At 56.0% G+C, this 26,427-nt stretch carries 26 protein-coding genes, 1 pseudogene and 1 other annotated feature; of the genes and pseudogenes, 20 read left to right on the top strand and 7 right to left on the bottom strand.

The annotated features are described in order from the left end of the window. Nucleotides 1-143 precede the first annotated feature (143 nt). The gene (sltY, locus tag UTO39_RS10105; protein WP_320727107.1) at nucleotides 144-2,081 is read left to right on the top strand and encodes a murein transglycosylase; all 1,938 of its coding nucleotides are present in this window, start codon (nucleotides 144-146) and stop codon (nucleotides 2,079-2,081) included. Nucleotides 2,082-2,136: 55 nt separating this feature from the next. Further along, nucleotides 2,137-2,466, top strand: coding sequence for a trp operon repressor (gene trpR / locus UTO39_RS10110; RefSeq protein ID WP_061099291.1), 330 nt, complete (start codon nucleotides 2,137-2,139; stop codon nucleotides 2,464-2,466). Here trpR and yjjX read toward each other — a convergent pair. Then, a complete protein-coding gene (gene yjjX, locus UTO39_RS10115; protein WP_041911281.1) occupies nucleotides 2,457-2,972 on the bottom strand; it encodes an inosine/xanthosine triphosphatase in 516 nt (171 codons plus the stop codon). The two genes, trpR and yjjX, sit on opposite strands and share 10 nt — an antisense overlap. Nucleotides 2,973-3,021: 49 nt before the next feature. Here yjjX and gpmB point away from each other — a divergent pair, with 49 nt between their 5' ends. Then, entirely contained in the window at nucleotides 3,022-3,669 is a 648-nt protein-coding gene (gene gpmB / locus UTO39_RS10120) for a 2,3-diphosphoglycerate-dependent phosphoglycerate mutase GpmB (protein WP_008502057.1), read from the top strand. Here gpmB and robA read toward each other — a convergent pair. Beyond that, nucleotides 3,666-4,535: an MDR efflux pump AcrAB transcriptional activator RobA gene (gene robA / locus UTO39_RS10125; protein ID WP_061099290.1), complete on the bottom strand. Its 870-nt coding sequence runs from the start codon at nucleotides 4,533-4,535 to the stop codon at nucleotides 3,666-3,668. The two genes, gpmB and robA, sit on opposite strands and share 4 nt — an antisense overlap. Before the next feature lie 211 nt (nucleotides 4,536-4,746). Here robA and creA point away from each other — a divergent pair, with 211 nt between their 5' ends. Next, the gene (gene creA, locus UTO39_RS10130) at nucleotides 4,747-5,217 is read left to right on the top strand and encodes a protein CreA (RefSeq protein WP_014882476.1); all 471 of its coding nucleotides are present in this window, start codon (nucleotides 4,747-4,749) and stop codon (nucleotides 5,215-5,217) included. A 51-nt stretch (nucleotides 5,218-5,268) separates the two neighbouring features. Here the strand turns inward: creA and arcA are convergent, their stop codons facing one another. Further along, on the bottom strand, nucleotides 5,269-5,985 hold the full coding sequence (gene arcA, locus UTO39_RS10135) for a two-component system response regulator ArcA (protein ID WP_003856501.1): 717 nt from the start codon (nucleotides 5,983-5,985) through the stop codon (nucleotides 5,269-5,271). Nucleotides 5,986-6,080: 95 nt separating this feature from the next. Here arcA and yjjY point away from each other — a divergent pair, with 95 nt between their 5' ends. The 7 genes from yjjY (at nucleotide 6,081) to UTO39_RS10170 (ending at nucleotide 12,892) form a co-directional block, all read left to right on the top strand. Further along, nucleotides 6,081-6,221 carry a protein YjjY gene (gene yjjY, locus UTO39_RS10140; protein ID WP_085928893.1) on the top strand — a complete coding sequence of 47 codons (141 nt, stop codon included), beginning with the start codon at nucleotides 6,081-6,083 and terminating at the stop codon, nucleotides 6,219-6,221. 399 nt (nucleotides 6,222-6,620) lie between these two features. Next, nucleotides 6,621-7,307, top strand: a complete 687-nt coding sequence (locus tag UTO39_RS10145; RefSeq protein WP_320727108.1) for a tRNA/rRNA methyltransferase — start codon at nucleotides 6,621-6,623, stop codon at nucleotides 7,305-7,307. A 210-nt stretch (nucleotides 7,308-7,517) separates the two neighbouring features. After that, complete coding sequence (gene thrL, locus UTO39_RS10150; RefSeq protein ID WP_015572623.1) at nucleotides 7,518-7,586, top strand: thr operon leader peptide; 69 nt, start codon at nucleotides 7,518-7,520, stop codon at nucleotides 7,584-7,586. Then, nucleotides 7,525-7,642: a sequence feature (Thr leader region), on the top strand. Its footprint overlaps the gene before it by 62 nt. A gap of 24 nt (nucleotides 7,643-7,666) precedes the next feature. After that, nucleotides 7,667-10,129 (top strand): bifunctional aspartate kinase/homoserine dehydrogenase I, encoded by a 2,463-nt coding sequence (gene thrA / locus UTO39_RS10155; protein WP_320727109.1) that lies wholly within the window; start codon nucleotides 7,667-7,669, stop codon nucleotides 10,127-10,129. Between the two features lies 1 nt (nucleotide 10,130). Then, nucleotides 10,131-11,060 carry a homoserine kinase gene (thrB, locus tag UTO39_RS10160; protein WP_061099287.1) on the top strand — a complete coding sequence of 310 codons (930 nt, stop codon included), beginning with the start codon at nucleotides 10,131-10,133 and terminating at the stop codon, nucleotides 11,058-11,060. Nucleotides 11,061-11,063: 3 nt separating this feature from the next. Further along, entirely contained in the window at nucleotides 11,064-12,350 is a 1,287-nt protein-coding gene (gene thrC / locus UTO39_RS10165) for a threonine synthase (protein WP_266179303.1), read from the top strand. A gap of 248 nt (nucleotides 12,351-12,598) precedes the next feature. Continuing rightward, entirely contained in the window at nucleotides 12,599-12,892 is a 294-nt protein-coding gene (locus tag UTO39_RS10170; RefSeq protein ID WP_061099285.1) for a DUF2502 domain-containing protein, read from the top strand. 32 nt (nucleotides 12,893-12,924) lie between these two features. On the opposite strand, the gene yaaA is transcribed toward UTO39_RS10170, so the two are convergent. Then, the gene (yaaA, locus tag UTO39_RS10175) at nucleotides 12,925-13,698 is read right to left on the bottom strand and encodes a peroxide stress protein YaaA (protein WP_061099284.1); all 774 of its coding nucleotides are present in this window, start codon (nucleotides 13,696-13,698) and stop codon (nucleotides 12,925-12,927) included. 66 nt (nucleotides 13,699-13,764) lie between these two features. Next, entirely contained in the window at nucleotides 13,765-15,195 is a 1,431-nt protein-coding gene (locus UTO39_RS10180) for a sodium:alanine symporter family protein (protein WP_061099283.1), read from the bottom strand. A 262-nt stretch (nucleotides 15,196-15,457) separates the two neighbouring features. Between UTO39_RS10180 and tal the strand changes: the two genes are divergently transcribed. From tal to UTO39_RS10195, 3 genes are all read left to right on the top strand, one after another. Then, nucleotides 15,458-16,411, top strand: a complete 954-nt coding sequence (tal, locus tag UTO39_RS10185; protein WP_003856481.1) for a transaldolase — start codon at nucleotides 15,458-15,460, stop codon at nucleotides 16,409-16,411. A 110-nt stretch (nucleotides 16,412-16,521) separates the two neighbouring features. Then, nucleotides 16,522-17,109, top strand: coding sequence for a molybdopterin adenylyltransferase (gene mog / locus UTO39_RS10190; RefSeq protein WP_320727110.1), 588 nt, complete (start codon nucleotides 16,522-16,524; stop codon nucleotides 17,107-17,109). A gap of 122 nt (nucleotides 17,110-17,231) precedes the next feature. Then, nucleotides 17,232-18,554, top strand: a complete 1,323-nt coding sequence (locus UTO39_RS10195; RefSeq protein ID WP_116342423.1) for an MFS transporter — start codon at nucleotides 17,232-17,234, stop codon at nucleotides 18,552-18,554. Here the strand turns inward: UTO39_RS10195 and satP are convergent. Next, nucleotides 18,531-19,097 carry an acetate uptake transporter gene (satP, locus tag UTO39_RS10200; protein WP_320727111.1) on the bottom strand — a complete coding sequence of 189 codons (567 nt, stop codon included), beginning with the start codon at nucleotides 19,095-19,097 and terminating at the stop codon, nucleotides 18,531-18,533. The two genes, UTO39_RS10195 and satP, sit on opposite strands and share 24 nt — an antisense overlap. Nucleotides 19,098-19,393: 296 nt before the next feature. Here satP and dnaK point away from each other — a divergent pair, with 296 nt between their 5' ends. The 4 genes from dnaK (at nucleotide 19,394) to nhaR (ending at nucleotide 24,846) form a co-directional block, all read left to right on the top strand. Beyond that, nucleotides 19,394-21,307, top strand: coding sequence for a molecular chaperone DnaK (gene dnaK, locus UTO39_RS10205; protein WP_028015465.1), 1,914 nt, complete (start codon nucleotides 19,394-19,396; stop codon nucleotides 21,305-21,307). Nucleotides 21,308-21,394: 87 nt separating this feature from the next. Then, nucleotides 21,395-22,540 (top strand): molecular chaperone DnaJ, encoded by a 1,146-nt coding sequence (dnaJ, locus tag UTO39_RS10210; RefSeq protein ID WP_061099278.1) that lies wholly within the window; start codon nucleotides 21,395-21,397, stop codon nucleotides 22,538-22,540. A gap of 172 nt (nucleotides 22,541-22,712) precedes the next feature. Further along, entirely contained in the window at nucleotides 22,713-23,888 is a 1,176-nt protein-coding gene (gene nhaA, locus UTO39_RS10215; RefSeq protein ID WP_061099277.1) for a Na+/H+ antiporter NhaA, read from the top strand. A 58-nt stretch (nucleotides 23,889-23,946) separates the two neighbouring features. Beyond that, nucleotides 23,947-24,846: a transcriptional activator NhaR gene (gene nhaR, locus UTO39_RS10220; protein ID WP_028015467.1), complete on the top strand. Its 900-nt coding sequence runs from the start codon at nucleotides 23,947-23,949 to the stop codon at nucleotides 24,844-24,846. Between the two features lie 57 nt (nucleotides 24,847-24,903). Here the strand turns inward: nhaR and rpsT are convergent, their stop codons facing one another. Next, a complete protein-coding gene (rpsT, locus tag UTO39_RS10225) occupies nucleotides 24,904-25,167 on the bottom strand; it encodes a 30S ribosomal protein S20 (protein ID WP_003856458.1) in 264 nt (87 codons plus the stop codon). Between the two features lie 113 nt (nucleotides 25,168-25,280). Between rpsT and UTO39_RS10230 the strand changes: the two are divergent. Together UTO39_RS10230 and ribF are read left to right on the top strand one after the other, a co-directional pair. After that, nucleotides 25,281-25,487, top strand: a pseudogene (locus tag UTO39_RS10230) (DUF2575 domain-containing protein); the annotation flags it as partial. Nucleotides 25,488-25,494: 7 nt separating this feature from the next. After that, nucleotides 25,495-26,421 (top strand): bifunctional riboflavin kinase/FAD synthetase, encoded by a 927-nt coding sequence (gene ribF / locus UTO39_RS10235; protein ID WP_266179296.1) that lies wholly within the window; start codon nucleotides 25,495-25,497, stop codon nucleotides 26,419-26,421. The last annotated feature ends 6 nt before the right edge of the window (nucleotides 26,422-26,427 follow it).

Raw genomic sequence — 26,427 nt, forward strand, 5'->3', positions numbered from 1 at the left:
ACATCGGGAGTGTTAAAACGCGCAAGAAAGGTAAAAAAGTGTCCATGACGTGGCGCGTTGCAGGATGCCTGGTTAGCATAAGTTGTTGTGACTTTGACGTGGCAAGACGCTGCAATTGACGAAAAAACAATGAGGAAGAGCTTGTGGAAAAAGCCAAACGGGTGGTCTGGCGTCTGCTGGCTGCCAGCATATGCGTAATGGCGGTAAGCCAGGCGGTGCATGCCGATTCACTGGATGAACAACGTAACCGCTACGCCCAGATTAAACAGGCGTGGGACAACAAGCAGATGGATACCGTCCAGGCGCTGATGCCGACGCTGAAGGATTATCCGCTGTATCCGTACCTGGAGTATCGCCAGATTACCGACGATCTGATGAACCAGCCGACCGTCACCGTGAATAATTTCATTCAGGCGAACCCGACCCTGCCGCCTGCCCGAAATCTCCAGTCTCGTTTTGTGAATGAGCTGGCGCGGCGTGAAGACTGGCGCGGTCTGCTGGCGTTTAGCCCCGACAAGCCGAATACCACCGAAGCGCAGTGTAATTACTACTATGCGAAATGGGCGACCGGACAGCAGGAAGAGGCCTGGGCCGGAGCGAAAGATCTGTGGCTGACCGGCAAAAGCCAGCCGAACGCCTGTGATTCCCTGTTCGGCGCATGGCGCGCTTCCGGCAAGCAGGATCCGCTGGCCTACCTTGAGCGCATCCGCCTGGCAATGAAAGCCGGCAACACGCGTCTGGTGACCGCGCTGGCAGGGCAGATGCCGTCCGATTACCAGACGATCTCCTCGGCGGTTATCGCGCTGGCAAACGATCCGAACAGCGTCCTGACCTTTGCCCGCAGCACGGGCTCGACCGATTTTACCCGCCAGATGGCGGCGGTGGCTTTTGCCAGCGTGGCGCGTGACGATGTCGAAAACGCGCGGCTGATGATCCCGCAGCTGGTGCAGGCGCAGCAGCTGAATGAAGATCAAACCCAGGAGCTGCGCGACATCGTGGCGTGGCGACTGATGGGCACGGACGTGACCGACGAACAGGCCCGCTGGCGAGACGATGCCATTATGCGCTCTAACTCCACGTCGCTGGTGGAACGCCGCGTGCGCATGGCGCTGGGCACCGGCGACCGCCGTGGCCTCAACACCTGGCTCGCGCGTTTGCCGATGGATGCCAAAGAGAAAGACGAATGGCGCTACTGGCAGGCGGATCTGCTGCTGGAGCGCGGTCGTGAAGATGAAGCCAAAGATATTCTTCACTCGCTGATGCAGCAGCGTGGGTTCTACCCGATGGCGGCGGCGCAACGGCTGGGCGAGGAGTACACGCTTAAGATCGACAAAGCGCCCGCTAATGCGAACCCGGCGCTGACGCAGGGGCCAGAGATGGCGCGCGTTCGCGAGCTGATGTACTGGAACATGGATAACACCGCGCGCAGCGAGTGGGCCAACCTGGTGACCAGCCGCACCACGGATGAAAAAGCGCAGCTTGCCCGCTATGCGTTTGATAATCGCTGGTGGGATCTGAGCGTGCAGGCGACGATTTCAGGGAAGCTGTGGGACCATCTCGAAGAGCGTTTCCCGCTGGCGTATAAAGATCTGTTTGACCGCTACACCAGCGGCAAAGATATCCCGCAAAGCTACGCCATGGCGATTGCTCGTCAGGAGAGCGCCTGGAACCCGAAAGTTCGTTCCCCGGTGGGGGCCAGCGGTCTGATGCAGATTATGCCGGGCACGGCTACGCACACGGTGAAGATGTTTAACATCCCTGGGTACAGCAGCCCGTCACAGCTGTTGGATCCGGATACCAACATCAACATCGGCACCAGCTATTTGCAGTACGTCTATCAGCAGTTCGGCAATAACCGCATCTTCGCGTCAGCGGCGTATAACGCCGGTCCGGGCCGCGTGCGCACCTGGCTTGGCAACAGCGCCGGACGCATTGACGCGGTGGCGTTCGTCGAGAGCATTCCGTTCTCGGAAACGCGCGGCTACGTGAAGAACGTGCTGGCCTATGACGCCTACTATCGCTACTTCATGGGGCAGAAAGATACCCTGATGAGCGATGCCGAGTGGCAGAGACGTTACTGATCGGCATGGGTTGTGTTATGCTGTACTCGCTAATGAGTACAAGAGGCAGCATAACATGACCCAGCATTCCCCGTATTCCTCGGCAATGGCCGAACAGCGTCACCAGGAGTGGCTTCGTTTTGTGGAGCTGCTTCGCCAGTCTTACGAGCAGGATTTGCACCTGCCCCTCATGCAGCTAATGCTTACGCCGGACGAGCGTGAGGCGCTGGGCACGCGCGTGCGGATTATTGAAGAGCTTTTGCGCGGTGAGATGAGCCAGCGTGAGCTGAAAAACGAGCTGGGCGCGGGCATCGCGACGATCACCCGCGGATCGAACAGCCTGAAGTCTGCGCCGGTTGAGCTGCGACAGTGGCTCGAGTCAGTCTTATTGGGCGATCAACGATAAATCGCGTTATGAAACGGGCTCAGCGCCAGGATCACCGCCTGATGGTAAACTCCTGAACGCGTGAGCTTACCCGCCGTAAAGACGCCAATCGCCCCTTCTTTACGCCCAATCTCATCAATGCCGGTGTACTGTGACATCACCGGCCCGAGCGCTTCACCTGCGCGGACTTTTTCCAGAATGATCTCCGGCAGCGGCAGGGTGGCTGAGCGCGCTTCGCCGCGCTGCTCGCGGCTTTCAATCACCACCCAGCTAAAGGTTGCGCCTTCGTCGATACCTGCTTCAATGGCGACCCAGAAGTCAGCCTTCGGGGCCGCGGCTTTGGCATTTGCCACGCGATTTCGTGCGCCAGCGCGCGTTTCCTCGCTGCCAAACGGCTGTTCAGGAACGCCACTCTCGACGCCGATGGCCTCAATATGGCAGGATCCTTCGCCGAAAATCTCTTCAAAAGCCTTTAGAATTGCCTGAATTTTGGCAGGATTGGTGGTAGCAGAGACAACATGGTGCATAATTAAGCTCGATTCAAAAAAACTCATCGCAGTATAACGGAAAAAAAGCATGTTACAGGTATACCTTGTTCGCCACGGTGAAACGCAGTGGAACGCCGAGCGACGTATTCAAGGCCAGTCAGACAGTCCTCTCACCGAGAAGGGTGTGCAGCAAGCGTGGCAGGTGGCAGAGCGTGCCAGAACGCTGGGCATTACCCACGTTATCACCAGCGATTTAGGTCGCACACAGCAGACGGCACGCATCATCGCAGACGCCTGCGGCTGCGACGTGATGCTTGAGCCGCGCCTGCGCGAGCTGGATATGGGCGTGCTGGAAAAGCGCCATATTGACACGCTAACGGAAACGGAAGAGGGCTGGCGCCGCACGCTGGTGAACGGTACCGAAGATGGCCGTATCCCTGAAGGGGAATCCATGCAGGAGCTGAGCGTGCGTATGCATGCCGCACTGGCGGAATGCCTCAAGCTTCCGGCAGGCAGCCGTCCGCTGCTGGTGAGTCACGGTATCGCCCTGGGCTGCCTGGTGAGCACCATTCTGGGGTTACCGGCTTACGCCGAGCGTCGGTTGCGCCTGCGCAACTGCTCCATTTCCCGGATTGATTACCAGGAAAGCGCATGGCTGGCGTCGGGTTGGGTCGTGGAGATGGCAGGGGACATTTCGCATCTCGATGCCCCTGCGCTTGATGAACTGCAGCGTTAGCGACGGATCGGAATCAAGAATTCCATACGCAGATTGATTGGGCCTTCTTCCGGTTTGGCGTCCTGCGCCGGATAGTAGCGCTCGATATCCTGACCTTTACGGCGATTCAGATTCAGCATTGGCATGCAGGTCCCGTAAACGGTCAGGATAAACTCCTGGACGCCCGTTCCTAAACCTTCGTATGAGAACATCACATACTCGCCGCCTTCCAGTACGACAGATTTAGAGCCCTGAATGTAGCCGTTGGCCATGTCTGGAGTGAGGGCGGTGGTGTAAAACACCTCCTGCTCGTCGTCTTTTTCCTGGCTTGGATGCGTTTCGTTGAGGCCATACAGGATCGGCGGGATGGCCGGCGCATGGCTCAGGAAATCGCGCCAGAACTGGACGCGCATCTGATGACGGAACTCAGAAATCTGCTCCAGAGAGCAGGAGTAGCTCTGGGTTGTACCGATCAGATGGGTTTCTGGCAGAGTGACCATTTCGTATTTCGGCATCGCGAACTCGCCCAGACGCAGCGGCGGACGCATACCAAACGAGCTCCAGTCAGGCGAGCGGCGATAGAGCGCTGGCGTCAACGAGAACTGTTTTTTAAAGGCGCGGGTGAAGGTCTGCTGCGAATCAAAACGGTACTGCAGGGCAATATCCAGAATTGGCCGCGCGGTCAGGCGCAATGCCACCGCAGATTTTGATAAACGACGTGCGCGAATATAGGCCCCGATAGCATGACCGGTGACATCCTTGAACATCCTTTGCAGATGCCACTTGGAATAGCCCGCTTTAGCCGCCACATTATCCAGTGACAAAGGCTGGTCGAGATGACCTTCCAGCCAGGTGAGCAGGTCGCGAATAATTCCAGCCTGATCCATATACTATCCTCATCCTTAAAACAGCAGGTGCCTGATAACAGGTTAGCGGATAATAGCATTTTTTGATGTTTTAGCATTCAGTGTTTTTTTTGCGCATTAATGCCTTTTCTCCCTCGTTTTGGGTGAATATATTCTAATCCTGTGATCTTGCTACATTTTTGACTAACGTGTTGAATAATTGCTCAGTGCAATTTTAAAGAATGGTAACAATATGAAATACAAGACTTTGCTTCTTACTGCCCTGTTGCTGGTAGCGGGACGTGCGGCGCAGGCGGAACAGATTGGTTCTGTCGATACCGTGTTCAAAATGTTCGGTCCGGACCACAAAATCGTGGTGGAGGCGTTTGACGACCCGGACGTGAAAAACGTCACCTGCTACGTCAGCCGCGCGAAGACGGGCGGTATTAAAGGCGGCCTGGGGCTGGCGGAAGACACTTCCGATGCGGCAATCTCCTGTCAGCAGGTGGGGCCGGTTGAGCTGAGCGATAAAATCAAAAACGGCAAAGCGCAGGGCGACGTGGTATTCCAGAAACGGACCTCGCTGGTGTTTAAAAAGCTACAGGTGGTGCGTTTCTATGATGCCAAACGCAACACCCTGGCCTACCTGGCGTATTCCGACAAAGTGGTGGAAGGGTCGCCGAAAAACGCGATCAGCGCGGTGCCGATTATGCCGTGGCATTAATAAAAAAAAAACGGCGCAAATGCGCCGTTTTTTCATGCGTTAACTGCGGGATTACTCCTGCAGGTCACCGCAGAAACGGTACCCTTCGCCGTGGATGGTGGCGATGATTTCCGGCGTATCAGGCGTCGATTCGAAATGCTTACGAATGCGACGGATGGTCACGTCTACGGTACGGTCATGAGGCTTCAGCTCACGGCCGGTCATTTTCTTCAGCAGCTCTGCACGGGACTGAATTTTGCCCGGGTTTTCGCAGAAGTGCAGCATCGCGCGGAATTCACTGCGCGGCAGTTTATACTGCTCACCGTTCGGGCTAATCAGCGAACGGCTATTGATATCAAGTTCCCAGCCGTTGAATTTGTAGCTGTCGACGCTACGACGCTCTTCGCTGACCGTGCCCAGGTTCATTGTGCGGGACAGCAGGTTGCGTGCACGAATGGTTAACTCGCGAGGGTTAAACGGTTTGGTGATGTAGTCATCCGCACCGATTTCCAGACCAAGAATTTTATCAACTTCGTTATCACGACCCGTCAGGAACATTAACGCGACGTTCGCCTGTTCACGCAGTTCGCGCGCCAGCAGAAGACCGTTTTTGCCCGGCAGGTTGATATCCATGATCACCAGGTTGATATCATTTTCAGAAAGGATCTGATGCATCTCTGCGCCATCGGTCGCTTCAAAGACATCGTAGCCTTCTGCTTCGAAAATGCTCTTTAACGTGTTGCGTGTTACCAACTCGTCTTCAACGATAAGAATGTGCGGGGTCTGCATGTTTGCTACCTAAATTGCCAACTAAATCGAAACAGGAAGTACAAAAGTCCCTGACCTGCCTGATACATGTCGCAAATTAACATGATCGGCTTAACGTGACTAAAGTACGTAATTGCGTTCTTGATGCACTTTCCATCAACGTCAACAACATCATTAGCTTGGTCTTGGGTACTTTCCCTTTGGACCCGACAGTGTCAAAAACGGCTGTCATCCTAACCATTTTAACAGCAACATAACAGGCTAAGTGACACCAGACACCCAATAAAACTACGCTTCGTTGACATATATCAAGTTCAATTGTAGCACGTTAACAGTTTGATGAAATCATCGTAGCCGAATGCTAGCCTTTGTCACAATTTTTCAATAAACCAACTAGTTGCGGAGATTGATTTATAAACGAAGCGAATCCAATCAGAATAGGGTATTCATGTTGCCATTATCATTATAAAACATAGGGATAATAGGCTTCTGTTAACATTCTAACTGATTGTTCAGACACAAAATAGTTTAGCGTCTTTAATTTGTTATGAAACGCTATTTCGGTGATTTGTGTTGCAAATTTGTAAATTCGTGCCGCGTAATATGTTGAAGTGCATCACATTTTTACCCGCTAACTGATTAAAAAGAGAGCATAAATGCATCTGTCGATTGTACTGGTCGCCCCAGCCAGAGCCGAAAATATAGGCGCTGCGGCGCGTGCCATGAAGACCATGGGTTTTACCGATTTACGTATTGTGGACAGCACTGCGCACCTGGAGCCTGCCGCCCGCTGGGTGGCGCACGGTTCGGGGGATATTCTCGATAATATAACGACTTACGCTACGCTTGCCGACGCGCTGCACGACATTTCATTTACCGTTGCCACCACAGCACGCAGCCGGGCGAAGTTCCACTACTACGCCACGCCTGCTGAACTGGTGCCCATGCTGGAAGAGAAAAGCCAGTGGCTGGAGAAAGCCGCGCTGGTATTTGGTCGCGAAGATTCCGGGCTCACCAACGAAGAGCTTGAGCTGGCGGACGTACTTACCGGGGCGCCGATGGTAGCCGATTATCCTTCCCTGAATTTAGGCCAGGCGGTCATGGTCTATTGCTATCAATTAGCTTCCCTAATGCAAATCCCCCAACCCCAGGCTGAAGCCGCCAATGAAAATCAGCTGGCCGCGCTTCGTGCTCGCGTGGAGAGTCTGTTATCGAGCCTTGGCGTTGCGGACGATCAAAAAATGGCCGACTGGCTTCAGCAGCGCCTTGGACGTCTTGAGCAGCGGGACACCGCCATGTTGCACCGTTTGCTGCACGATATTGAAAAAAAATTGGCCGAATAAAATGCTGCCATAAGTTTTTACTATGGCGAAATGGCCTGTCGTGGGGGGGGCAGCTGGGGGATTCGGATGAAAATAAAACGACACGCAGCGTGACGTGAACGTCCGCGGAATTGTGATCAAATTAAAAATTCATTGACTTAAGGTGCCCGATCCTTTAACCCTAAAAGAATACAGCACAGACAGATAATAATGACAGAGTACACAACATCCATGAAACGCATCAGCATCACCACCATTACCACAACCATCATCATTACCACAGGTAACGATGCGGGCTGACGCGTACAGGAAAAACAGAAAAAAGCCCGCACCTGAACAGTGCGGGCTTTTTTTTCGGCTAAAGGAAACGAGGTAGAACCATGCGAGTGTTGAAGTTCGGCGGTACATCAGTGGCAAATGCAGAACGTTTTCTGCGTGTTGCCGATATCCTGGAGAGCAACGCCAGGCAGGGGCAGGTTGCGACCGTGCTCTCTGCCCCGGCAAAAATTACAAACCATCTGGTGGCGATGATTGAAAAGACCATCGGTGGCCAGGATGCACTCCCGAACATCAGCGATGCCGAGCGTATCTTCGCCGAGCTGCTGCAGGGGCTGGCAGAGGCGCTGCCTGGTTTCCCGCTCGCGCAGCTGAAGTCCTTCGTTGAGCAGGAATTTGCTCAAATTAAACATGTGCTGCACGGCATCAGCCTGCTGGGCCAGTGCCCGGACAGCGTCAACGCGGCGCTGATCTGCCGGGGCGAAAAACTCTCCATCGCCATCATGGCGGGCGTGCTGGAAGCGCGCGGGCATAGCGTGACCGTTATCAACCCGGTTGAGAAACTGCTGGCGGTGGGCCACTACCTCGAATCTACCGTTGATATTGCCGAATCAACCCGCCGTATTGCCGCGAGCAAAATCCCCTCTGACCATATGATCCTGATGGCGGGCTTTACCGCCGGAAATGAGAAGGGTGAACTGGTGGTGCTGGGCCGTAACGGCTCCGACTACTCTGCCGCCGTGCTGGCCGCCTGTTTACGCGCGGACTGTTGTGAGATCTGGACTGACGTCGACGGCGTCTATACCTGTGACCCGCGTCAGGTGCCGGACGCCAGGCTGCTGAAGTCGATGTCGTATCAGGAGGCGATGGAGCTTTCCTACTTCGGCGCCAAAGTGCTTCACCCTCGTACCATCTCCCCAATTGCCCAGTTCCAGATCCCTTGCCTGATTAAAAACACCGGTAACCCGCAGGCGCCGGGCACGCTGATTGGCGCCAGCTCTGATGAAGATGGCCTGCCGGTAAAAGGCATTTCCAACCTGAACAATATGGCGATGTTCAGCGTCTCCGGTCCGGGGATGAAGGGGATGGTCGGCATGGCGGCGCGCGTTTTTGCGGCCATGTCACGCAACGGTATCTCGGTGGTGCTGATCACCCAGTCCTCTTCCGAGTACAGCATCAGCTTCTGCGTGCCGCAGGTCGACTGCCTGCGCGCCCGCCGCGCGCTGGAAGAAGAGTTCTATCTGGAGTTGAAAGAGGAACTGCTGGAGCCGCTCTCCATTCAGGAGCGCCTGGCCGTGATCTCCGTGGTCGGCGACGGTATGCGCACCCTGCGCGGTATCTCCGCCAAATTCTTTGCCGCGCTGGCGCGGGCCAATATCAATATCGTGGCGATTGCCCAGGGCTCGTCCGAGCGTTCAATCTCCGTGGTGGTGGACAACGATGACGCCACTACCGGCGTGCGCGTGGTTCACCAGATGCTGTTCAACACCGATCAGGTCATCGAGCTGTTCCTGATTGGCGTAGGCGGCGTCGGTGGCGCATTGCTGGAGCAGGTGAAGCGCCAGCAGGAGTGGCTTAAGAAAAAGCATATCGACCTGCGCGTCTGCGGGATTGCCAACTCCAGAGCGCTGCTGACCAACGTTCACGGCCTTAACCTGGAGAACTGGCAGGCGGAGCTGGAAGAGGCGAAAGAGCCGTTCAACCTGGGGCGCCTGATCCGTCTGGTGAAAGAGTATCACCTGCTTAACCCGGTGATCGTCGACTGTACCTCGAACCAGGTGGTGGCCGACCAGTACGCCGATTTCCTGCGCGAAGGCTTCCACGTGGTGACGCCGAACAAAAAGGCCAATACCTCGTCGATGGACTACTATCACCAGCTGCGCCTGGCGGCGAGCAAGTCGCGCCGCAAGTTCCTGTACGATACTAACGTCGGCGCCGGCCTGCCGGTTATCGAAAACCTGCAAAACCTGCTGAACGCGGGTGACGAACTGCAGCGTTTCTCCGGCATTCTCTCCGGCTCCCTGTCGTTTATCTTTGGCAAGCTGGATGAGGGCATGAGCCTCTCGGAAGCCACCCGCGCCGCGCGCGAGCTGGGCTACACCGAGCCGGACCCGCGCGACGATCTCTCCGGTATGGACGTGGCGCGTAAGCTGCTGATCCTGGTGCGTGAGACGGGGCGCGAGCTGGAGCTTTCCGACATCGTGATTGAACCCGTGCTGCCAGCCGAGTTTGACAGCAGCGGCGATGTCAGCACCTTTATGGCGAATTTGCCCCAGCTTGACGATGCCTTTGCCGCACGCGTAGCGAAAGCCCGTGATGAAGGTAAGGTATTGCGCTATGTTGGCAACATTGAAGAAGATGGCGTGTGCCGGGTGAAGATTGCCGAAGTCGATGGCAACGACCCGCTGTACAAAGTCAAAAACGGCGAAAACGCCCTCGCGTTTTACAGCCACTATTATCAGCCATTGCCGCTGGTGCTTCGCGGCTATGGCGCAGGGAACGATGTTACGGCGGCGGGCGTGTTTGCCGATCTGCTGCGTACCCTGTCATGGAAGTTAGGAGTTTAACATGGTCAAAGTTTATGCCCCGGCTTCCAGCGCCAATATGAGCGTCGGATTTGACGTGCTGGGTGCGGCGGTGACGCCGGTGGACGGTTCACTATTGGGCGATACGGTCACGGTGGAAGCGGCAGAGAGCTTCAGCCTGAATAACGTGGGTCGTTTCGCCAGCAAGCTGCCGTCCGACCCGCGCGAGAACATCGTCTATCAGTGCTGGGAACGCTTCTGTCAGGAGATCGGCAAAAAGGTGCCGGTTTCCATGACGCTGGAAAAAAGTATGCCGATTGGCTCGGGCCTGGGCTCCAGCGCCTGCTCGGTGGTCGCCGCGCTGGTGGCGATGAACGAACACTGCGGCAAGCCGCTGAACAACAGCCGCCTGCTGGGGCTGATGGGCGAGCTGGAAGGGCGCATCTCCGGCAGTATTCATTACGATAACGTGGCGCCGTGCTTCCTTGGCGGTATGCAGCTGATGATCGAAGAAAATGGCATCATCAGCCAGCAGGTGCCAGGGTTTGATGAGTGGCTGTGGGTGCTGGCGTATCCGGGCATCAAGGTTTCTACCGCGGAAGCGCGTGCGATCCTGCCTGCGCAGTATCGTCGCCAGGACTGTATCGCCCACGGGCGTCATCTGGCGGGCTTTATCCACGCCTGCTACACCCGTCAGCCGCAGCTGGCGGCGAAGCTGATGAAAGACGTCATTGCCGAGCCGTACCGCACGAAACTGCTGCCCGGCTTCAACGAGGCGCGACAGGCTTCAATGGATATCGGCGCGCAGGCGTGCGGCATCTCCGGCTCCGGCCCGACGCTGTTCGCCCTGTGCGATAAGCCAGACACCGCGCAGCGCGTGGCGGACTGGCTCTCTAAACACTACCTGCAAAATCAGGAAGGCTTTGTTCATATTTGCCGTCTGGACACGGCTGGCGCACGAGTACTGGGATAATTAATGAAACTCTACAACCTTAAAGATCATAACGAGCAGGTCAGCTTCGCGCAGGCGGTGACTCAGGGGCTGGGCAAAAATCAGGGGCTGTTTTTCCCGCACGACCTGCCGGAATTTCAGCTGACCGAAATTGATGAACTGCTGAAGCAGGATTTTGTCACCCGCAGCACCAAAATTCTTTCTGCATTTATCGGCGACGAAATCCCGCAGGAGCTGCTGGAAGAGCGCGTGCGCGCGGCGTTTGCTTTCCCGGCTCCGGTTAAGCAGGTGGAGCCTGACGTCGGCTGTCTGGAGCTGTTCCACGGCCCGACCCTGGCGTTCAAAGATTTCGGCGGCCGCTTTATGGCGCAGATGCTGACCCACATCAGCGGCGACAAGCCGGTAACCATCCTGACCGCCACCTCCGGCGATACCGGCGCGGCGGTGGCCCATGCGTTCTACGGCCTGAAAAACGTCCGCGTGGTGATCCTCTATCCGAAAGGCAAGATCAGTCCGCTGCAGGAAAAACTGTTCTGCACCCTCGGCGGCAACATTGAAACCGTGGCGATCGACGGCGATTTCGATGCCTGCCAGGCGCTGGTCAAGCAGGCGTTCGATGATGAAGAGCTGAAGGCTGCGCTGGGGCTGAACTCGGCGAACTCCATCAACATCAGCCGCCTGCTGGCGCAGATCTGCTACTACTTCGAAGCGGTGGCTCAGCTGCCGCAGGAAGCACGCAATCAGCTGGTGGTTTCCGTACCAAGCGGTAACTTTGGCGACCTGACGGCGGGCCTGCTGGCGAAATCTCTCGGTCTCCCGGTAAAACGCTTTATCGCCGCCACTAACGCCAACGACACCGTGCCGCGCTTCCTGAAAGACGGCAAATGGGCACCTAACGCCACGCAGGCGACGCTCTCCAATGCCATGGACGTGTCACAGCCGAACAACTGGCCGCGCGTGGAAGAGCTGTTCCGCCGCAAGGTGTGGCGTCTGGGTGACCTGGGCTACGCTGCGGTGACGGACGAAACCACCAAAGCCACCATGCGCGAGCTGAAAGCGGTGGGCTACACCTCTGAGCCGCACGCGGCAATTGCGTACCGCGCGCTGCGCGACCAGCTTAACCCGGGTGAATATGGCCTGTTCCTGGGCACCGCGCATCCGGCGAAGTTCAAAGAGAGCGTGGAAGAGATTCTGGGCGAAACGCTGCCGCTGCCAAAAGAGCTGGCCGAGCGCGCCGACCTGCCGCTGCTGTCTCATGAGCTGCCGGCGGATTTTGCCGCGCTGCGTAAGCTGATGATGACCCGCGCGTGATTGTGTTGCCCGGTGGCGGCTTCGCCTTACCGGGCCTACAACGACGAACTCATCGTAAGCCGGGTAAGCGCAGCGCTACCCGGCTTTTTTGTGAAGAAATTAAGGAGAAATAGAGCAGGGAAAAAGCAGAAATTCCCAATAAATGCGGTCACTTAGCGTTTAGGATTGCAGAGAATAACATCCACGGTTCCCCTCGCGTAATCTCCTTACATCGGCCCACGTTGGGCAAGAATCATAAGGAGTCACCGATGTCTAAACTGAAACCTGCGCTGATTGCGCTTTCACTGATGCTGGTCGCTCCCATGGCGGTACAGGCATCTGAAATTACTCTCGTACCTGCGGTCAAGCTGCAGATTGGCGATCGGGATAATAATGGGCATTACTGGGACGGCGGCCGCTGGCGCGACCACGACTGGTGGAAGGCACATTATGACTGGCGCGATAACCACTGGCGCCCGCACGATGAACGTCGCGATCGTGATGACCGACACGACCATCATCACGACGACCACCGTCCGGGACCGGACTGGAAGCACCATTAACGCAAAACCCCGCCAGCAGGCGGGGTTGTGTTTTACTGCTCGTGGCGCTTAAACACCAGCTCGCCTTTCCCCGACGCCTCTTCGTCAAAGAAATACCCTTCACTGTTAAACCCGGTCAGCTGCTCCGGCTTCGTCAGGCGGTTCTGTATGATGTAGCGGCTCATCAGGCCACGCGCTTTTTTAGCGTAGAAGCTGATGACCTTGAACTTGCCGTTCTTCTCATCAAGGAAGACCGGCTTAACGATCTCCGCGTTCAGCTTTTTCGGCTTCACCGACTTGTAGTACTCATCGGATGCCAGGTTAACCACCACGTTATCGCCCTGAGCGTGCAGCGCCGCGTTCAGCTTGTCGGTAATGATATCGCCCCAGAAATGGTACAGGTCCTTGCCTTTGGCGTTTTCCAGGCGAATCCCCATCTCCAGACGATATGGCTGCATCAGATCCAGCGGGCGCAACACGCCATACAGACCCGACAGCATGCGCAGGTGCTGCTGGGCAAAATCAAAGTCGGCTTCACTAAAATCTTCCGCCTGCAGGCCGGTGTAGACGTCGCCCTTAAACGCCAGGATCGCCTGGCGCGCGTTGGCGGGGGTGAAATCCGGGTGCCACTCGTGGAATCGGGTCGCGTTCAGGTCCGCCAGCTTGTCGCTGATGCTCATCAGCGAGGCGATTTGCGGCGCAGAGAGCTTGCGCGCTTCGCGGATCAGTTGTTGCGAATAGTCCAGCAGTTCTGGCTGGGTATAACGCTCGGTGGCGAGCGGGCTCTGGTAGTCGAGCGTCTTTGCAGGTGAAATCAGAATCAGCATATCCAGTCCTTGCAGGAAATTTAGAGCGACTTTAACAAAAAATCGCCCTGAATTGATCGATAGCTGTTATCGCCGGGGCAAATCATCCCAGGTGCCGGGGGCAAGCTGGGACTGAATTTCGGGATAGCGTGCGGCATCAAAAACCGGGGGAACGCCCAGCTTGCGCTGGCGAAGATAATCCCTGGCAATCAGGTTCACAACGGGCGAGAGCAGCAGGATCGCCGTCAGGTTAGTGATTGCCATTAGCGCCATAATGACATCCGCCAGCTGCCAGACCAGCGGCATATTCAGAAGGGAGCCCGCGATCACCATCAGTATCACGCCCAGGCGAAGCAAAAGGATGGCCGGACGAGAGTCGAATTTCAGGAAGATGAGGTTGTTTTCGGCGTACAGGTAATTCACCACAATCGAACTGAAGGCGAACAGCATCAGAATGAGCGAGACAAACCCCGCCCCCCAGCCGCCGGTAAGGTTCACCAGCGCCTGCTGGAGAAATTGGATCCCGACGGCGTCCGAGGCATGAGGCACCGGGCCGGCCAGCAGAAGGATCATGGCGCTGGCGGAACAGATAATAACGGTGTCCATAAAAACGCCTATCATCTGCACGATACCCTGCGCTGCGGGGTGCGGTGGCCAGGAGGAGGCGGCCGCGGCGGCGTTGGGAGTGGAGCCCATCCCGGCTTCATTGGAGAACATGCCTCGCTGAAAACCTGCCATCAGCGCCTGGCTCAGGGTGTAGCCCAGCGCGCCTGACGCTACCTCACGCCAGCCAAAGGCGCTTTTAAAGATGGTCGCAATCACGCCCGGAACCTGGTCGACATGCAGCGCAGCGACGACCAGGCTCGCGGCAACCCAGAGCAGCGCCATGATGGGAACCAGCCACTGCATCAGGCGGGCAACGCCTTTCAGGCCGGCAGAAATGGTGAACAAAACAAAGAGGGCTAAAACGATGCCGGTGATCCACTCCGGGCAGGAGAAGGTATAGCGCAGGGCGTGGGCGACGGAGTTTGACTGCACGGTATTAAAGATAAGACCGTACGCGAGCAGTAAAAAAAGCGAGAAGAGAACGCCCATCCAGCGCATTCCTAAGCCACGCGCCATATACCAGGCCGGACCGCCGCGGAACTGCCCGTTTCTGTCTTTCTCTTTATAGAGCTGTGCCAGCGAACTTTCGGCAAAAGAGGTCGCCATTCCGAGAAGCGCCGTGACCCACATCCAGAACACCGCGCCTGGCCCACCGGCGCTGATGGCCAGCGCAACGCCCGCCAGGTTTCCGCTACCGAGGCGGGCAGCCAGGCTGGTACACAGCGCCTGAAACGACGTTAATCCGCCCGGCTGGGGCGTGACGCTGTTTTTCAGACTTCTGCCAAATTTGCGAATATAGCGAAACTGGATAAACCCACTGCGTAGCGTAAACCAGATACCTGCTCCCAGAAGCAGGTAGATCATAATCGAACCCCAGAGGACTTCGTTTATAAAGAAAAAGAAATCAGGCATTAACGTCCCTCTTGTTGATGCCAACGTGAATATGTAAGCGCTACCACTGATTGGGCATGCTGTTGCTTAGCAGCCTGTTAATATTCTGAGTTTATCATACTCTGCCTAAGCGCACTGTCTGCGGTTGCGCTACCCCTCCGTCGTGTTATCATCAGGGCAGACCGGTTACATCCCCCTAACAAGTAAACCTGTCATTTTTCCGCTGCAGGCATGCTGTCGGTAGCGTGAATTATCCAGGGCACGTTAAAAGAGAAACACTATCATGACGGATAAATTGACCTCCCTTCGTCAGTTCACCACTGTCGTAGCTGACACCGGAGATATCGCGGCAATGAAGCTGTACCAGCCGCAGGATGCCACAACTAACCCTTCTCTGATCCTTAACGCCGCACAGATCCCTGAGTATCGCAAACTGATTGACGAGGCTGTGACCTGGGCGAAAGCGCAGAGCAATGACCGCGCGCAGCAGGTTGTGGATGCTACTGATAAACTGGCAGTGAACATCGGTCTGGAAATTCTGAAACTGGTTCCGGGCCGCATCTCTACCGAAGTGGATGCACGTCTCTCCTACGACACCGAAGCGTCAATCGCGAAAGCAAAACGCCTGATCAAACTGTACAACGATGCGGGCATCAGCAACGACCGTATCCTGATCAAACTGGCGTCGACCTGGCAGGGCATTCGCGCTGCAGAGCAGCTGGAAAAAGAAGGCATCAACTGTAACCTGACCCTGCTGTTCTCCTTCGCGCAGGCGCGTGCGTGTGCGGAAGCAGGCGTGTACCTGATTTCTCCGTTCGTGGGCCGTATTCTGGACTGGTACAAAGCCAACACCGACAAGAAAGAGTACGCGGCGTCTGAAGATCCAGGCGTGATTTCCGTGACTGAAATCTACGAATACTACAAACAGCACGGCTATGAGACCGTGGTTATGGGCGCAAGCTTCCGTAACGTGGGTGAAATCATCGAGCTGGCCGGCTGTGACCGTCTGACCATCGCCCCTGCGCTGCTGAAAGAGCTGGCAGAAAGCGAAGGTGCTATCGAGCGTAAGCTGTCTTACACCGGTGAAGTGAAGGCGCGCCCGGAGCGCATCACCGAATCCGAGTTCCTGTGGCAGCACAACCAGGATCCAATGGCTGTAGACAAACTGGCGGACGGTATCCGTAAGTTTGCTATCGACCAGGAAAAACTGGAAAAAATGATCGGCGACCTGCTGTAATCATTCTGCGTGACCGGGCTCCCGGTCACGCGTCTTCTTCTGATCTCTGTCTGAATTTTCCCTCTGCGTGTATCATTCCCTTTAATCAGTACTTTTTGAATGGAATGGATATGAATACCTTACGCATCGGCTTAGTGTCGATTTCTGACCGCGCCTCCAGCGGCGTTTACCAGGATAAAGGCATCCCCGCTCTGGAAGCGTGGCTGGCAAGCGCGCTGACCACCCCGTTTGAGATCCAGACTCGCCTTATCCCCGACGAACAGCCGATCATCGAGCAGACCCTGTGTGAGCTGGTGGATGAGATGAGCTGTCACCTTGTGCTGACCACGGGCGGAACCGGCCCCGCGCGCCGCGACGTGACGCCGGACGCGACGCTGGCTATTGCCGATCGTGAAATGCCGGGCTTCGGCGAACAGATGCGCCAGATCAGTCTACACTTTGTCCCGACGGCAATCCTTTCCCGCCAGGTGGGTGTGATCCGCAAACAGGCGCTGATACTGAACCTGCCGGGGCAGCCAAAGTCGATCAAAGAGACGCTGGAAGGATTAAAAGCCGAGGACGGTAGGGTCATCGTGCACGGCATATTTGCAAGTGTACCGTATTGTATACAGTTGCTTGACGGGCCCTACGTGGAAACTGACGACAAAGTGGTAGCAGCATTTCGTCCTAAAAGCGCACGCCGCGAGACAATCTCCTGAAATTAACTAAAATGTGACATTAGCGCCAGCCGCAATAGCGTGTAAATGGATTTACGATATAGTAATTTTTTATTTACGATTGCTGTAAAAAATAATCCACAACACATGCACAATGGTTCGCTATGTCACATAACACCCGACCTCTGAATCGACAGGACTACAAAACCCTTACGCTCGCCGCCTTAGGCGGCGCGCTGGAGTTTTATGACTTCATCATCTTTGTCTTCTTCGCCGCCGTGGTGGGGGCGCTCTTCTTCCCGGCGGATATTCCTGAATGGCTGCGTCAGGTGCAAACCTTCGGCATTTTTGCTGCCGGGTATCTGGCGCGTCCGCTGGGCGGCATCATCATGGCCCACTTTGGCGATCTTGTCGGGCGTAAGAAGATGTTTACCCTGAGCATCCTGCTGATGGCGGTGCCGACGCTGGCCATCGGCCTGCTGCCAACCTATGCCTCGATGGGCATTCTCGCCCCGCTATTGCTGCTGCTGATGCGCATTCTTCAGGGCGCGGCCATCGGCGGGGAAGTGCCGGGGGCCTGGGTGTTTGTGGCGGAGCACGTTCCTGCCCGCCGCATCGGTATCGCCTGCGGAACGTTAACGGCGGGGCTGACCGTCGGGATCCTGCTGGGGTCGGTGGTGGCGACGATAGTCAACACCAGCATGACGCAGCAGGCCGTGCATGACTGGGGCTGGCGTATTCCGTTCCTGCTGGGCGGGGCGTTTGGTCTGGTGGCAATGTACCTTCGCCGCTGGCTGCAGGAGACGCCGATTTTCCTCGAAATGCAGCAGCGCAAGGCGCTGGCGCAGGAGCTGCCGGTCAAAGCCGTCGTGGTGCGTCATAAAAAAGCGGTGGTGGTGTCGATGCTGCTCACCTGGCTGCTGTCGGCGGGCATCGTGGTGGTGATTTTGATGTCGCCGGTGTGGCTGCAGAAGCAGTACGGTTTCGCCCCTGCCGTAACCTTACAGGCAAACAGTATCGCGACAATCATGCTCTGCTTTGGCTGTCTGGCCGCCGGGCTGGCGGCGGATCGTTTCGGTGCCAGCCTGACCTTCATCGTCGGCAGCCTGCTGCTGGCCGCGTCGAGCTGGGCGTTCTACCATCTGGCGGGCACGCATCCTGAACAGCTATTCCTGCTGTACGGCATCGTGGGGCTGTGCGTGGGCGTAGTGGGTGCTGTGCCTTACGTCATGGTGCGCGCCTTCCCGCCGGAGGTTCGCTTCACCGGGATCTCGTTCTCTTATAACGTCGCGTATGCCATTTTCGGCGGGCTGACGCCGATTGTGGTCACGGTGATGATGGGAGTGTCGCCGATGGCGCCTGCCTGGTATGTACTCGCGCTCTCGCTGATGGGGCTGGGATTAGGCGTTTGGCTTCGTCAGGCGGGGGAATATCGTGCCCGCGAGGCGGGCACGACAGAGGGATCAGTGTTTTTCACCAATAGGTAAAATGGTGCGGTCAAACTGTTCGTTCAGCACTTCACCCATTGCCAGGTAGATAGCGCTTGCGCCGCACACCAGGCCAATCCAGCCTGCTACGTGAACGATGCCTTCGTTATCCGCCAGGTGGCCAATCGCCAGCAGGGCGAACAGCACGGTCAGGCTCAGGAAGACGAACTGCAGCGCGCGGTTGCCTTTCAGGGTGCCGAAGAACATGAACAGGGTGAAGACGCCCCACAGGCCCAGGTAGACGCCCAGGAAGTGGGCGTTTGCCGCGTCTGCCAGGCCCATTTTCGGCATCAGCAGGATGGCGACCAGGGTCAGCCAGAACGAGCCGTAAGAGGTGAGGGCGGTTAAGCCGAAGGTGTTGCCTTTCTTATATTCCAGCAGGCCCGCGAAGATTTGCGCGATACCGCCGTAAAAAATGCCCATCGCCAGGATGATGCCGTCCATCGGGAACATCCCGATGTTGTGCAGGTTCAGCAGAATGGTGGTCATGCCAAAACCCATCAGGCCCAGCGGAGCCGGATTAGCCAACTTAGTGTTGCCCATAAGTCCTCAAAAAAATCATCATTAATATGGTGAAATGGTTAAACCCGCGTCAATTCTCCCTGACGGGGCGCGGCATCATAATGGGCGGCATCGACGCCGTCTATGATCTCATCAGGGTGAAATTAAAATTTTTTTTATGCTTGCCCCTTGATGGATGCCGTCGCGACCCCATCTTGTAGTCAACCGCAGTGTGTGGACCTGAAAAAAATCAAATCTGGGCAGTTGAAAAAGCACGTTCTGCCCTTATTACAGGTACACAACCACATGTTGACTGAATTTTTAGTGGAGACGTTTAGATGGGTAAAATTATTGGTATCGACCTGGGTACTACCAACTCTTGTGTAGCGATTATGGACGGCACTACTGCACGCGTGCTGGAGAACGCCGAGGGCGATCGCACCACGCCTTCTATCATTGCTTATACCCAGGATGGTGAAACTCTGGTTGGTCAGCCGGCTAAACGTCAGGCAGTGACAAACCCGCAAAACACCCTGTTTGCGATCAAACGCCTGATTGGCCGCCGCTTCCAGGACGAAGAAGTTCAGCGTGACGTTTCTATCATGCCTTACAAAATCATCGCGGCAGATAACGGCGATGCGTGGCTTGATGTGAAAGGCACCAAAACGGCACCACCGCAGATCTCTGCTGAAGTGCTGAAAAAAATGAAGAAAACCGCTGAAGATTACCTGGGTGAGCCGGTAACTGAAGCTGTTATTACCGTTCCTGCCTACTTCAACGATGCTCAGCGTCAGGCAACCAAAGATGCTGGCCGTATCGCAGGTCTGGAAGTAAAACGTATCATCAACGAACCAACCGCTGCTGCACTGGCTTACGGTCTGGATAAAGAAGTTGGCAACCGTACTATCGCGGTTTACGACCTGGGTGGTGGTACCTTCGATATCTCTATTATCGAAATCGACGAAGTTGACGGCGAAAAAACCTTCGAAGTTCTGGCAACCAACGGTGATACCCACCTGGGTGGTGAAGACTTCGATACCCGTCTGATCAACTACCTCGTTGACGAGTTCAAGAAAGATCAGGGCATTGACCTGCGTAACGACCCGCTGGCGATGCAGCGCCTGAAAGAAGCCGCTGAGAAAGCGAAGATCGAACTGTCTTCCGCTCAGCAGACCGACGTGAACCTGCCGTACATCACCGCAGACGCGACCGGTCCTAAACACATGAACATCAAAGTGACCCGTGCGAAACTGGAAAGCCTGGTAGAAGACCTGGTGAACCGTTCTATCGAGCCGCTGAAGGTTGCACTTCAGGATGCTGGCCTGTCCGTATCTGACATTCAGGACGTTATCCTGGTAGGTGGTCAGACTCGTATGCCAATGGTTCAGAAGAAAGTGGCTGAATTCTTTGGTAAAGAGCCACGTAAAGACGTGAACCCGGACGAAGCTGTGGCAATCGGTGCGGCGGTTCAGGGCGGCGTTCTGACCGGTGAAGTGAAAGACGTACTGCTGCTGGACGTTACCCCGCTGTCTCTGGGTATCGAAACCATGGGCGGTGTGATGACTGCGCTCATCAACAAAAACACCACCATCCCAACCAAGCACAGCCAGGTGTTCTCTACCGCTGAAGACAACCAGTCTGCGGTAACCATCCATGTGCTGCAGGGTGAGCGTAAGCGTGCGTCTGATAACAAGTCTCTGGGTCAGTTTAACCTGGACGGCATCAACCCGGCACCGCGCGGCATGCCGCAGATCGAAGTCACCTTCGACATCGATGCTGACGGTATCCTGCACGTGTCTGCGAAAGATAAAAACAGCGGTAAAGAGCAGAAGATCACCATCAAGGCATCTTCTGGCCTGAACGAAGCGGAAATCGAAAAAATGGTTCGCGATGCCGAAGCTAACGCGGAATCCGACCGTAAGTTCGAAGAGCTGGTTCAGACCCGTAACCAGGGTGACCATCTGCTGCACAGCACCCGTAAGCAGGTTGAAGAAGCAGGCGATAAACTGCCAGCGGAAGACAAAACTGCTATCGAAGCTGCACTGACCGCGCTGGAAACGTCTCTGAAAGGCGAAGACAAAGCGGATATCGAAGCGAAGATGCAGGAGCTGGCACAGGCTTCCCAGAAGCTGATGGAAATCGCTCAGCAGCAGCACGCACAGCAGCAGGCAGGCGCTGACGCTTCTGCGAACAACGCGAAAGACGACGACGTTGTCGACGCTGAGTTCGAAGAAGTTAAAGACAAAAAATAATCGCCCTGATGCAGGGTAATTAATCGGCACGGGCGTAGGAGAACTCTCCACGCCCGTGCTCGCATGTTAAGGGGCTTAAAAAAACCAATGGCAAAGCAAGACTATTACGAGATTTTAGGCGTTCCGAAAACTGCGGAAGAGCGTGAAATCAAAAAGGCGTATAAGCGCCTGGCCATGAAATTCCACCCGGACCGTAACCAGGGTGACAAAGAGGCTGAAGCAAAATTTAAAGAGATCAAAGAAGCCTACGAAGTCCTGACCGATTCACAAAAACGTGCGGCCTATGACCAGTACGGCCACGCAGCCTTTGAACAGGGCGGCATGGGCGGCGGTGGATTCGGTGGCGGCGGCTTTGGCGGCGGTGCGGATTTCAGCGACATCTTTGGCGATGTGTTCGGCGATATCTTCGGCGGCGGTCGTGGTCGTCAGCGCGCGGCGCGCGGCGCAGACCTGCGCTACAACATGGATCTCACTCTTGAAGAGGCCGTTCGTGGCGTCACCAAAGAGATCCGTATCCCGACGCTGGAAGAGTGTGACGTTTGCCACGGCAGCGGCGCGAAGGCGGGTACCCAGCCACAGACCTGTCCAACCTGTCACGGCTCCGGCCAGGTACAGATGCGCCAGGGCTTCTTCGCGGTACAGCAGGCCTGTCCGCACTGTCACGGTCGCGGAACGCTGATTAAAGATCCGTGCACCAAGTGTCACGGCCACGGTCGCGTTGAGAAAACCAAGACCCTGTCCGTTAAGATCCCGGCTGGCGTTGATACGGGCGACCGCATCCGTCTGGCGGGTGAGGGCGAAGCAGGCGAGCACGGCGCGCCGGCAGGCGATCTGTACGTTCAGGTTCAGGTGAAGCAGCACGCCATCTTCGAGCGTGAAGGCAATAACCTGTACTGTGAAGTGCCGATCAACTTCGCGATGGCGGCTCTTGGCGGTGAAATCGAAGTGCCGACGCTGGACGGTCGCGTCAATCTGAAAATTCCTGGCGAAACCCAGACCGGCAAGCTGTTCCGCATGCGCGGCAAAGGCGTGAAATCCGTTCGCGGTGGTGCGCAGGGCGACCTGCTGTGCCGCGTCGTCGTGGAAACGCCGGTTGGCCTGAACGACAAGCAGAAACAGCTGTTGAAAGAGCTTCAGGAGAGCTTTGGCGGCCCAACGGGTGAGAAAAACAGCCCGCGCTCCAAAAGCTTCTTTGATGGCGTCAAAAAATTCTTCGATGATTTGACCCGCTAATTCGTTAGCAGGTACCTATCTTCAAAAAGCCCGGAAGTGATTCCGGGCTTTTTTATTTGCGGTTATAGATCGGTAAAACTGAGTCTATACTCAATATTAATCTGTTTTTGCCGAGCTATTTGGCTTGGTATTATGGTTTTATCGAGGTATGGTTGTAAAAGAGAGAACATAAATGAAATTACTACACCGTTTCTTTAGCAGTGAGGCGTCCGGTGGTGTGATCCTGATTATTGCCGCTGCGGCCGCGATGGCGCTGGCTAACCTGGGCATGACGCGCGATCTCTATCACGCATTTCTGGAAACGCCCGTCGAGCTGAAGGTCGGGGCTCTGGAAATCAACAAGAACATGCTGCTGTGGATCAACGATGCGCTGATGGCGGTGTTCTTCCTGCTGGTGGGGCTTGAGGTCAAGCGGGAACTGGTGCTCGGTTCGCTTGCCAGCCGTCAGCGCGCGGCGTTTCCGGTGATCGCTGCCATTGGCGGGATGGTCGTTCCGGCGCTGCTCTTCCTCGCATTTACCTGGCAGGATCCTGTCGCGCGTGACGGCTGGGCGATCCCGGCCGCAACGGATATCGCCTTTGCGCTCGGTGTCTTAGCCCTGCTCGGCAGCCGCGTGCCGGTTGCGCTGAAAATCTTCCTGATGGCGCTGGCGATTATCGATGACCTGGGCGCCATCGTGATTATCGCGCTGTTCTACACCAGCGACCTGTCGATCCTCTCCCTGAGCGTAGCCGCCGGGGCGATTGCGGTGCTGGCGCTGCTGAACATCTTCAACGTCCGTCGCATCGGCATTTATATCCTGGTGGGGATGGTGCTGTGGACGGCGGTGCTGAAATCCGGCGTGCACGCCACGCTGGCCGGGGTAATTGTCGGCTTCTTCGTGCCGCTTAAGCCGCAGGACGGTAAGTCACCCGCTAAACAGCTGGAACACGTGCTGCATCCGTGGGTCGCCTTTATGATCCTGCCGCTGTTTGCGTTTGCCAATGCGGGCGTTTCCCTGCAGGGCGTTACGCTGGACGGGCTGACGTCTGTTCTGCCGCTGGGCATTATTGCCGGGCTGTTTATCGGTAAGCCGCTGGGGATCAGCCTCTTCTGCTGGCTGGCGCTGAAGATGAAGCTGGCGTCGTTGCCGAACGGCACAACCTTTGGTCAGATTATGGCCGTCGGCATACTGTGCGGTATTGGATTTACCATGTCGATCTTTATCTCGACGCTGGCGTTTGGTGCAAACGCGCCGGAGCTCATCGTCTGGGCGAAGCTCGGCATTCTCATCGGGTCATTACTGGCCGCAGTGATTGGGTATACCTTGTTGAAGGTGAAGTTGTCCGGACAGGCCGTCCAGGCATAACGGAAAACCGGGAGAAGGTCACTCTTCTCCCGATACACACTCAGGGAGCGAAGACGCGATGCCTCATTTAAATTACAACCATCTTTACTACTTCTGGCACGTTTACAAACAGGGCTCGGTCGTGGGGGCGGCAGAGGCGCTTTACCTGACGCCGCAGACCATCACCGGGCAAATTAAGGCCCTGGAAGAACGGCTGCAGGGGAAGCTTTTCAAGCGCAAAGGCCGTGGGATTGAGCCGAGCGAGCTGGGCGAACTGGTTTTCCGCTATGCGGATAAAATGTTCACCCTGAGCCAGGAGATGCTGGATATCGTCAACTACCGCAAAGAGTCGAACCTGCTCTTTGACGTGGGGGTGGCGGATGCGCTGTCCAAACGGCTGGTGAGCGGCGTGCTGGATGCCGCCGTGGTAGAGGATGAACAAATCCATCTGCGCTGCTTTGAATCCACCCACGAGATGCTGCTGGAGCAGCTGAGCCAGCACAAGCTGGACATGATTATCTCGGATTGCCCCATCGACTCCACGCAGCAGGAGGGACTGTTCTCGGTGAAGATTGGCGAATGTGGCGTCAGCTTCTGGTGCATCAATCCGCCGCCGGAGAAACCTTTCCCGGCCTGTCTGGAAGAGCGTCGCCTGCTGGTGCCGGGAAGGCGTTCCATGCTCGGACGCAAGCTTCTGAACTGGTTTAACTCACAGGGGCTGAACGTGGAGATCCTCGGCGAGTTCGACGATGCGGCGCTGATGAAAGCCTTTGGCGAAGCGCATAATGCGATCTTCGTGGCGCCAACGCTCTACGCGCACGATCTCTATTCAGACGATAAGATTACGGAGATTGGCAGGGTAGATAACGTGATGGAGGAGTACCACGCCATATTCGCCGAAAGGATGATTCAGCACCCGGCGGTGCAGCGAATCTGCAACCGTGACTACTCGGCGCTGTTTACGCCACCGGCATTCTGAAGACATAAAAAAACCCGCGTTAAGCGGGTTCTTTAAACAAGCAACAACAGATGGCGATTAAGCCAGTTTGTTGATCTGCGCGGTCAGGTTTGCTTTATGACGCGCTGCTTTGTTTTTGTGGATCAGACCTTTAGCAGCCTGACGATCCACGATTGGTTGCATTTCGTTAAATGCGTTCTGCGCTGCAGCTTTGTCGCCAGCTTCGATTGCTGCGTATACTTTCTTGATGAAAGTACGCATCATAGAGCGACGGCTTGCGTTGTGCTTACGAGCCTTTTCAGACTGAACGGCACGTTTCTTAGCTGATTTGATATTAGCCAAGTCCAACTCCCAAATATGTTCTATGTGGACAATTCAAAGGCCGAGGAATATGCCCTCTTTGCCTTCTTTTGTCAATGGATTTGTGCAAATAAGCGCCGTTAGTTAGCGACGCTACGTTACGTAGTGATGGCGCAGGATTCTACCAGCTTGTCTTTCGTGAATACAGCCTTTCGGCGTAAAAATCGCAGTTCACGGGCAGATTTTTTCGCTGTGAAAGGTCAGCCTGATGAAATCATTACGGCTTTCTGTTTTGCGCGAACAATCGCCGGTTAACCTTAACCGCTGTACAAGGTATACTTTGGCGATTTTCACTGTTTTGAGCCAGACATGAAGCTGATACGCGGCATACATAATCTCAGCAGAGCGCCACACGGGTGCGTGCTGACTATTGGTAATTTCGACGGCGTGCATCGTGGTCATCAGGCGCTGTTGCAGGGATTGCGTAAAGAAGGGGAGGCCCGAGGCCTGCCCGTTGTGGTAATGATTTTCGAGCCACAGCCGCTGGAGTTGTTCGCGGGCGATAAATCTCCCGCTCGCCTTACTCGCCTGCGCGAAAAGTTGCGCTACCTGGCAGAGTCCGGCGTGGACTACGTATTGTGCGTGCGTTTCGATCGCCGCTTTGCCGCACTGACAGCACAAAATTTCGTCAGCGACCTGCTGGTCAAGCGTCTTGGCGTTCAGTTTCTCGCCGTGGGGGATGATTTCCGCTTTGGCGCTGGTCGTCAGGGCGATTTCTTGCTATTACAGAAGGCTGGTCTGGAGTACGGTTTTGACGTCACCAGCGCGATGACCTTCTGTGAAGGCGGCGTGCGCGTCAGCAGTACGGCGGTGCGTCAGGCGCTGGCTAATGATGAACTGGACACGGCAGAAAATTTGCTGGGGCATCCGTTCACTATCTCTGGCCGCGTGGTCCACGGCGATGCGCTGGGCCGCACGATTGGTTTCCCGACGGCGAATATACCGCTGCGTCGTCAGGTTTCCCCGGTTAAAGGGGTCTATGCGGTGGAAGTGGCAGGACTGGGCGATCGGCCGTTTTACGGCGTTGCCAACATTGGCACGCGTCCTACCGTTGCCGGTGTGCGTCAACAGCTAGAAGTGCACCTGCTGGACGTTGTAATGGACCTTTATGGTCGCCATATAGATGTAATACTGCGTAAAAAAATACGCAACGAGCAGCGATTTGCTTCGCTGGATGAACTTAAGGCGCAAATCGCGCGAGATGAATTAACGGCCCGCGAGTTTTTTGGGCTTTAGAACCGG

Origin of the sequence: Enterobacter sp. 118C5 (assembly GCF_034107645.1) — a bacterium.
GTDB lineage: Bacteria > Pseudomonadota > Gammaproteobacteria > Enterobacterales > Enterobacteriaceae > Enterobacter > Enterobacter nematophilus.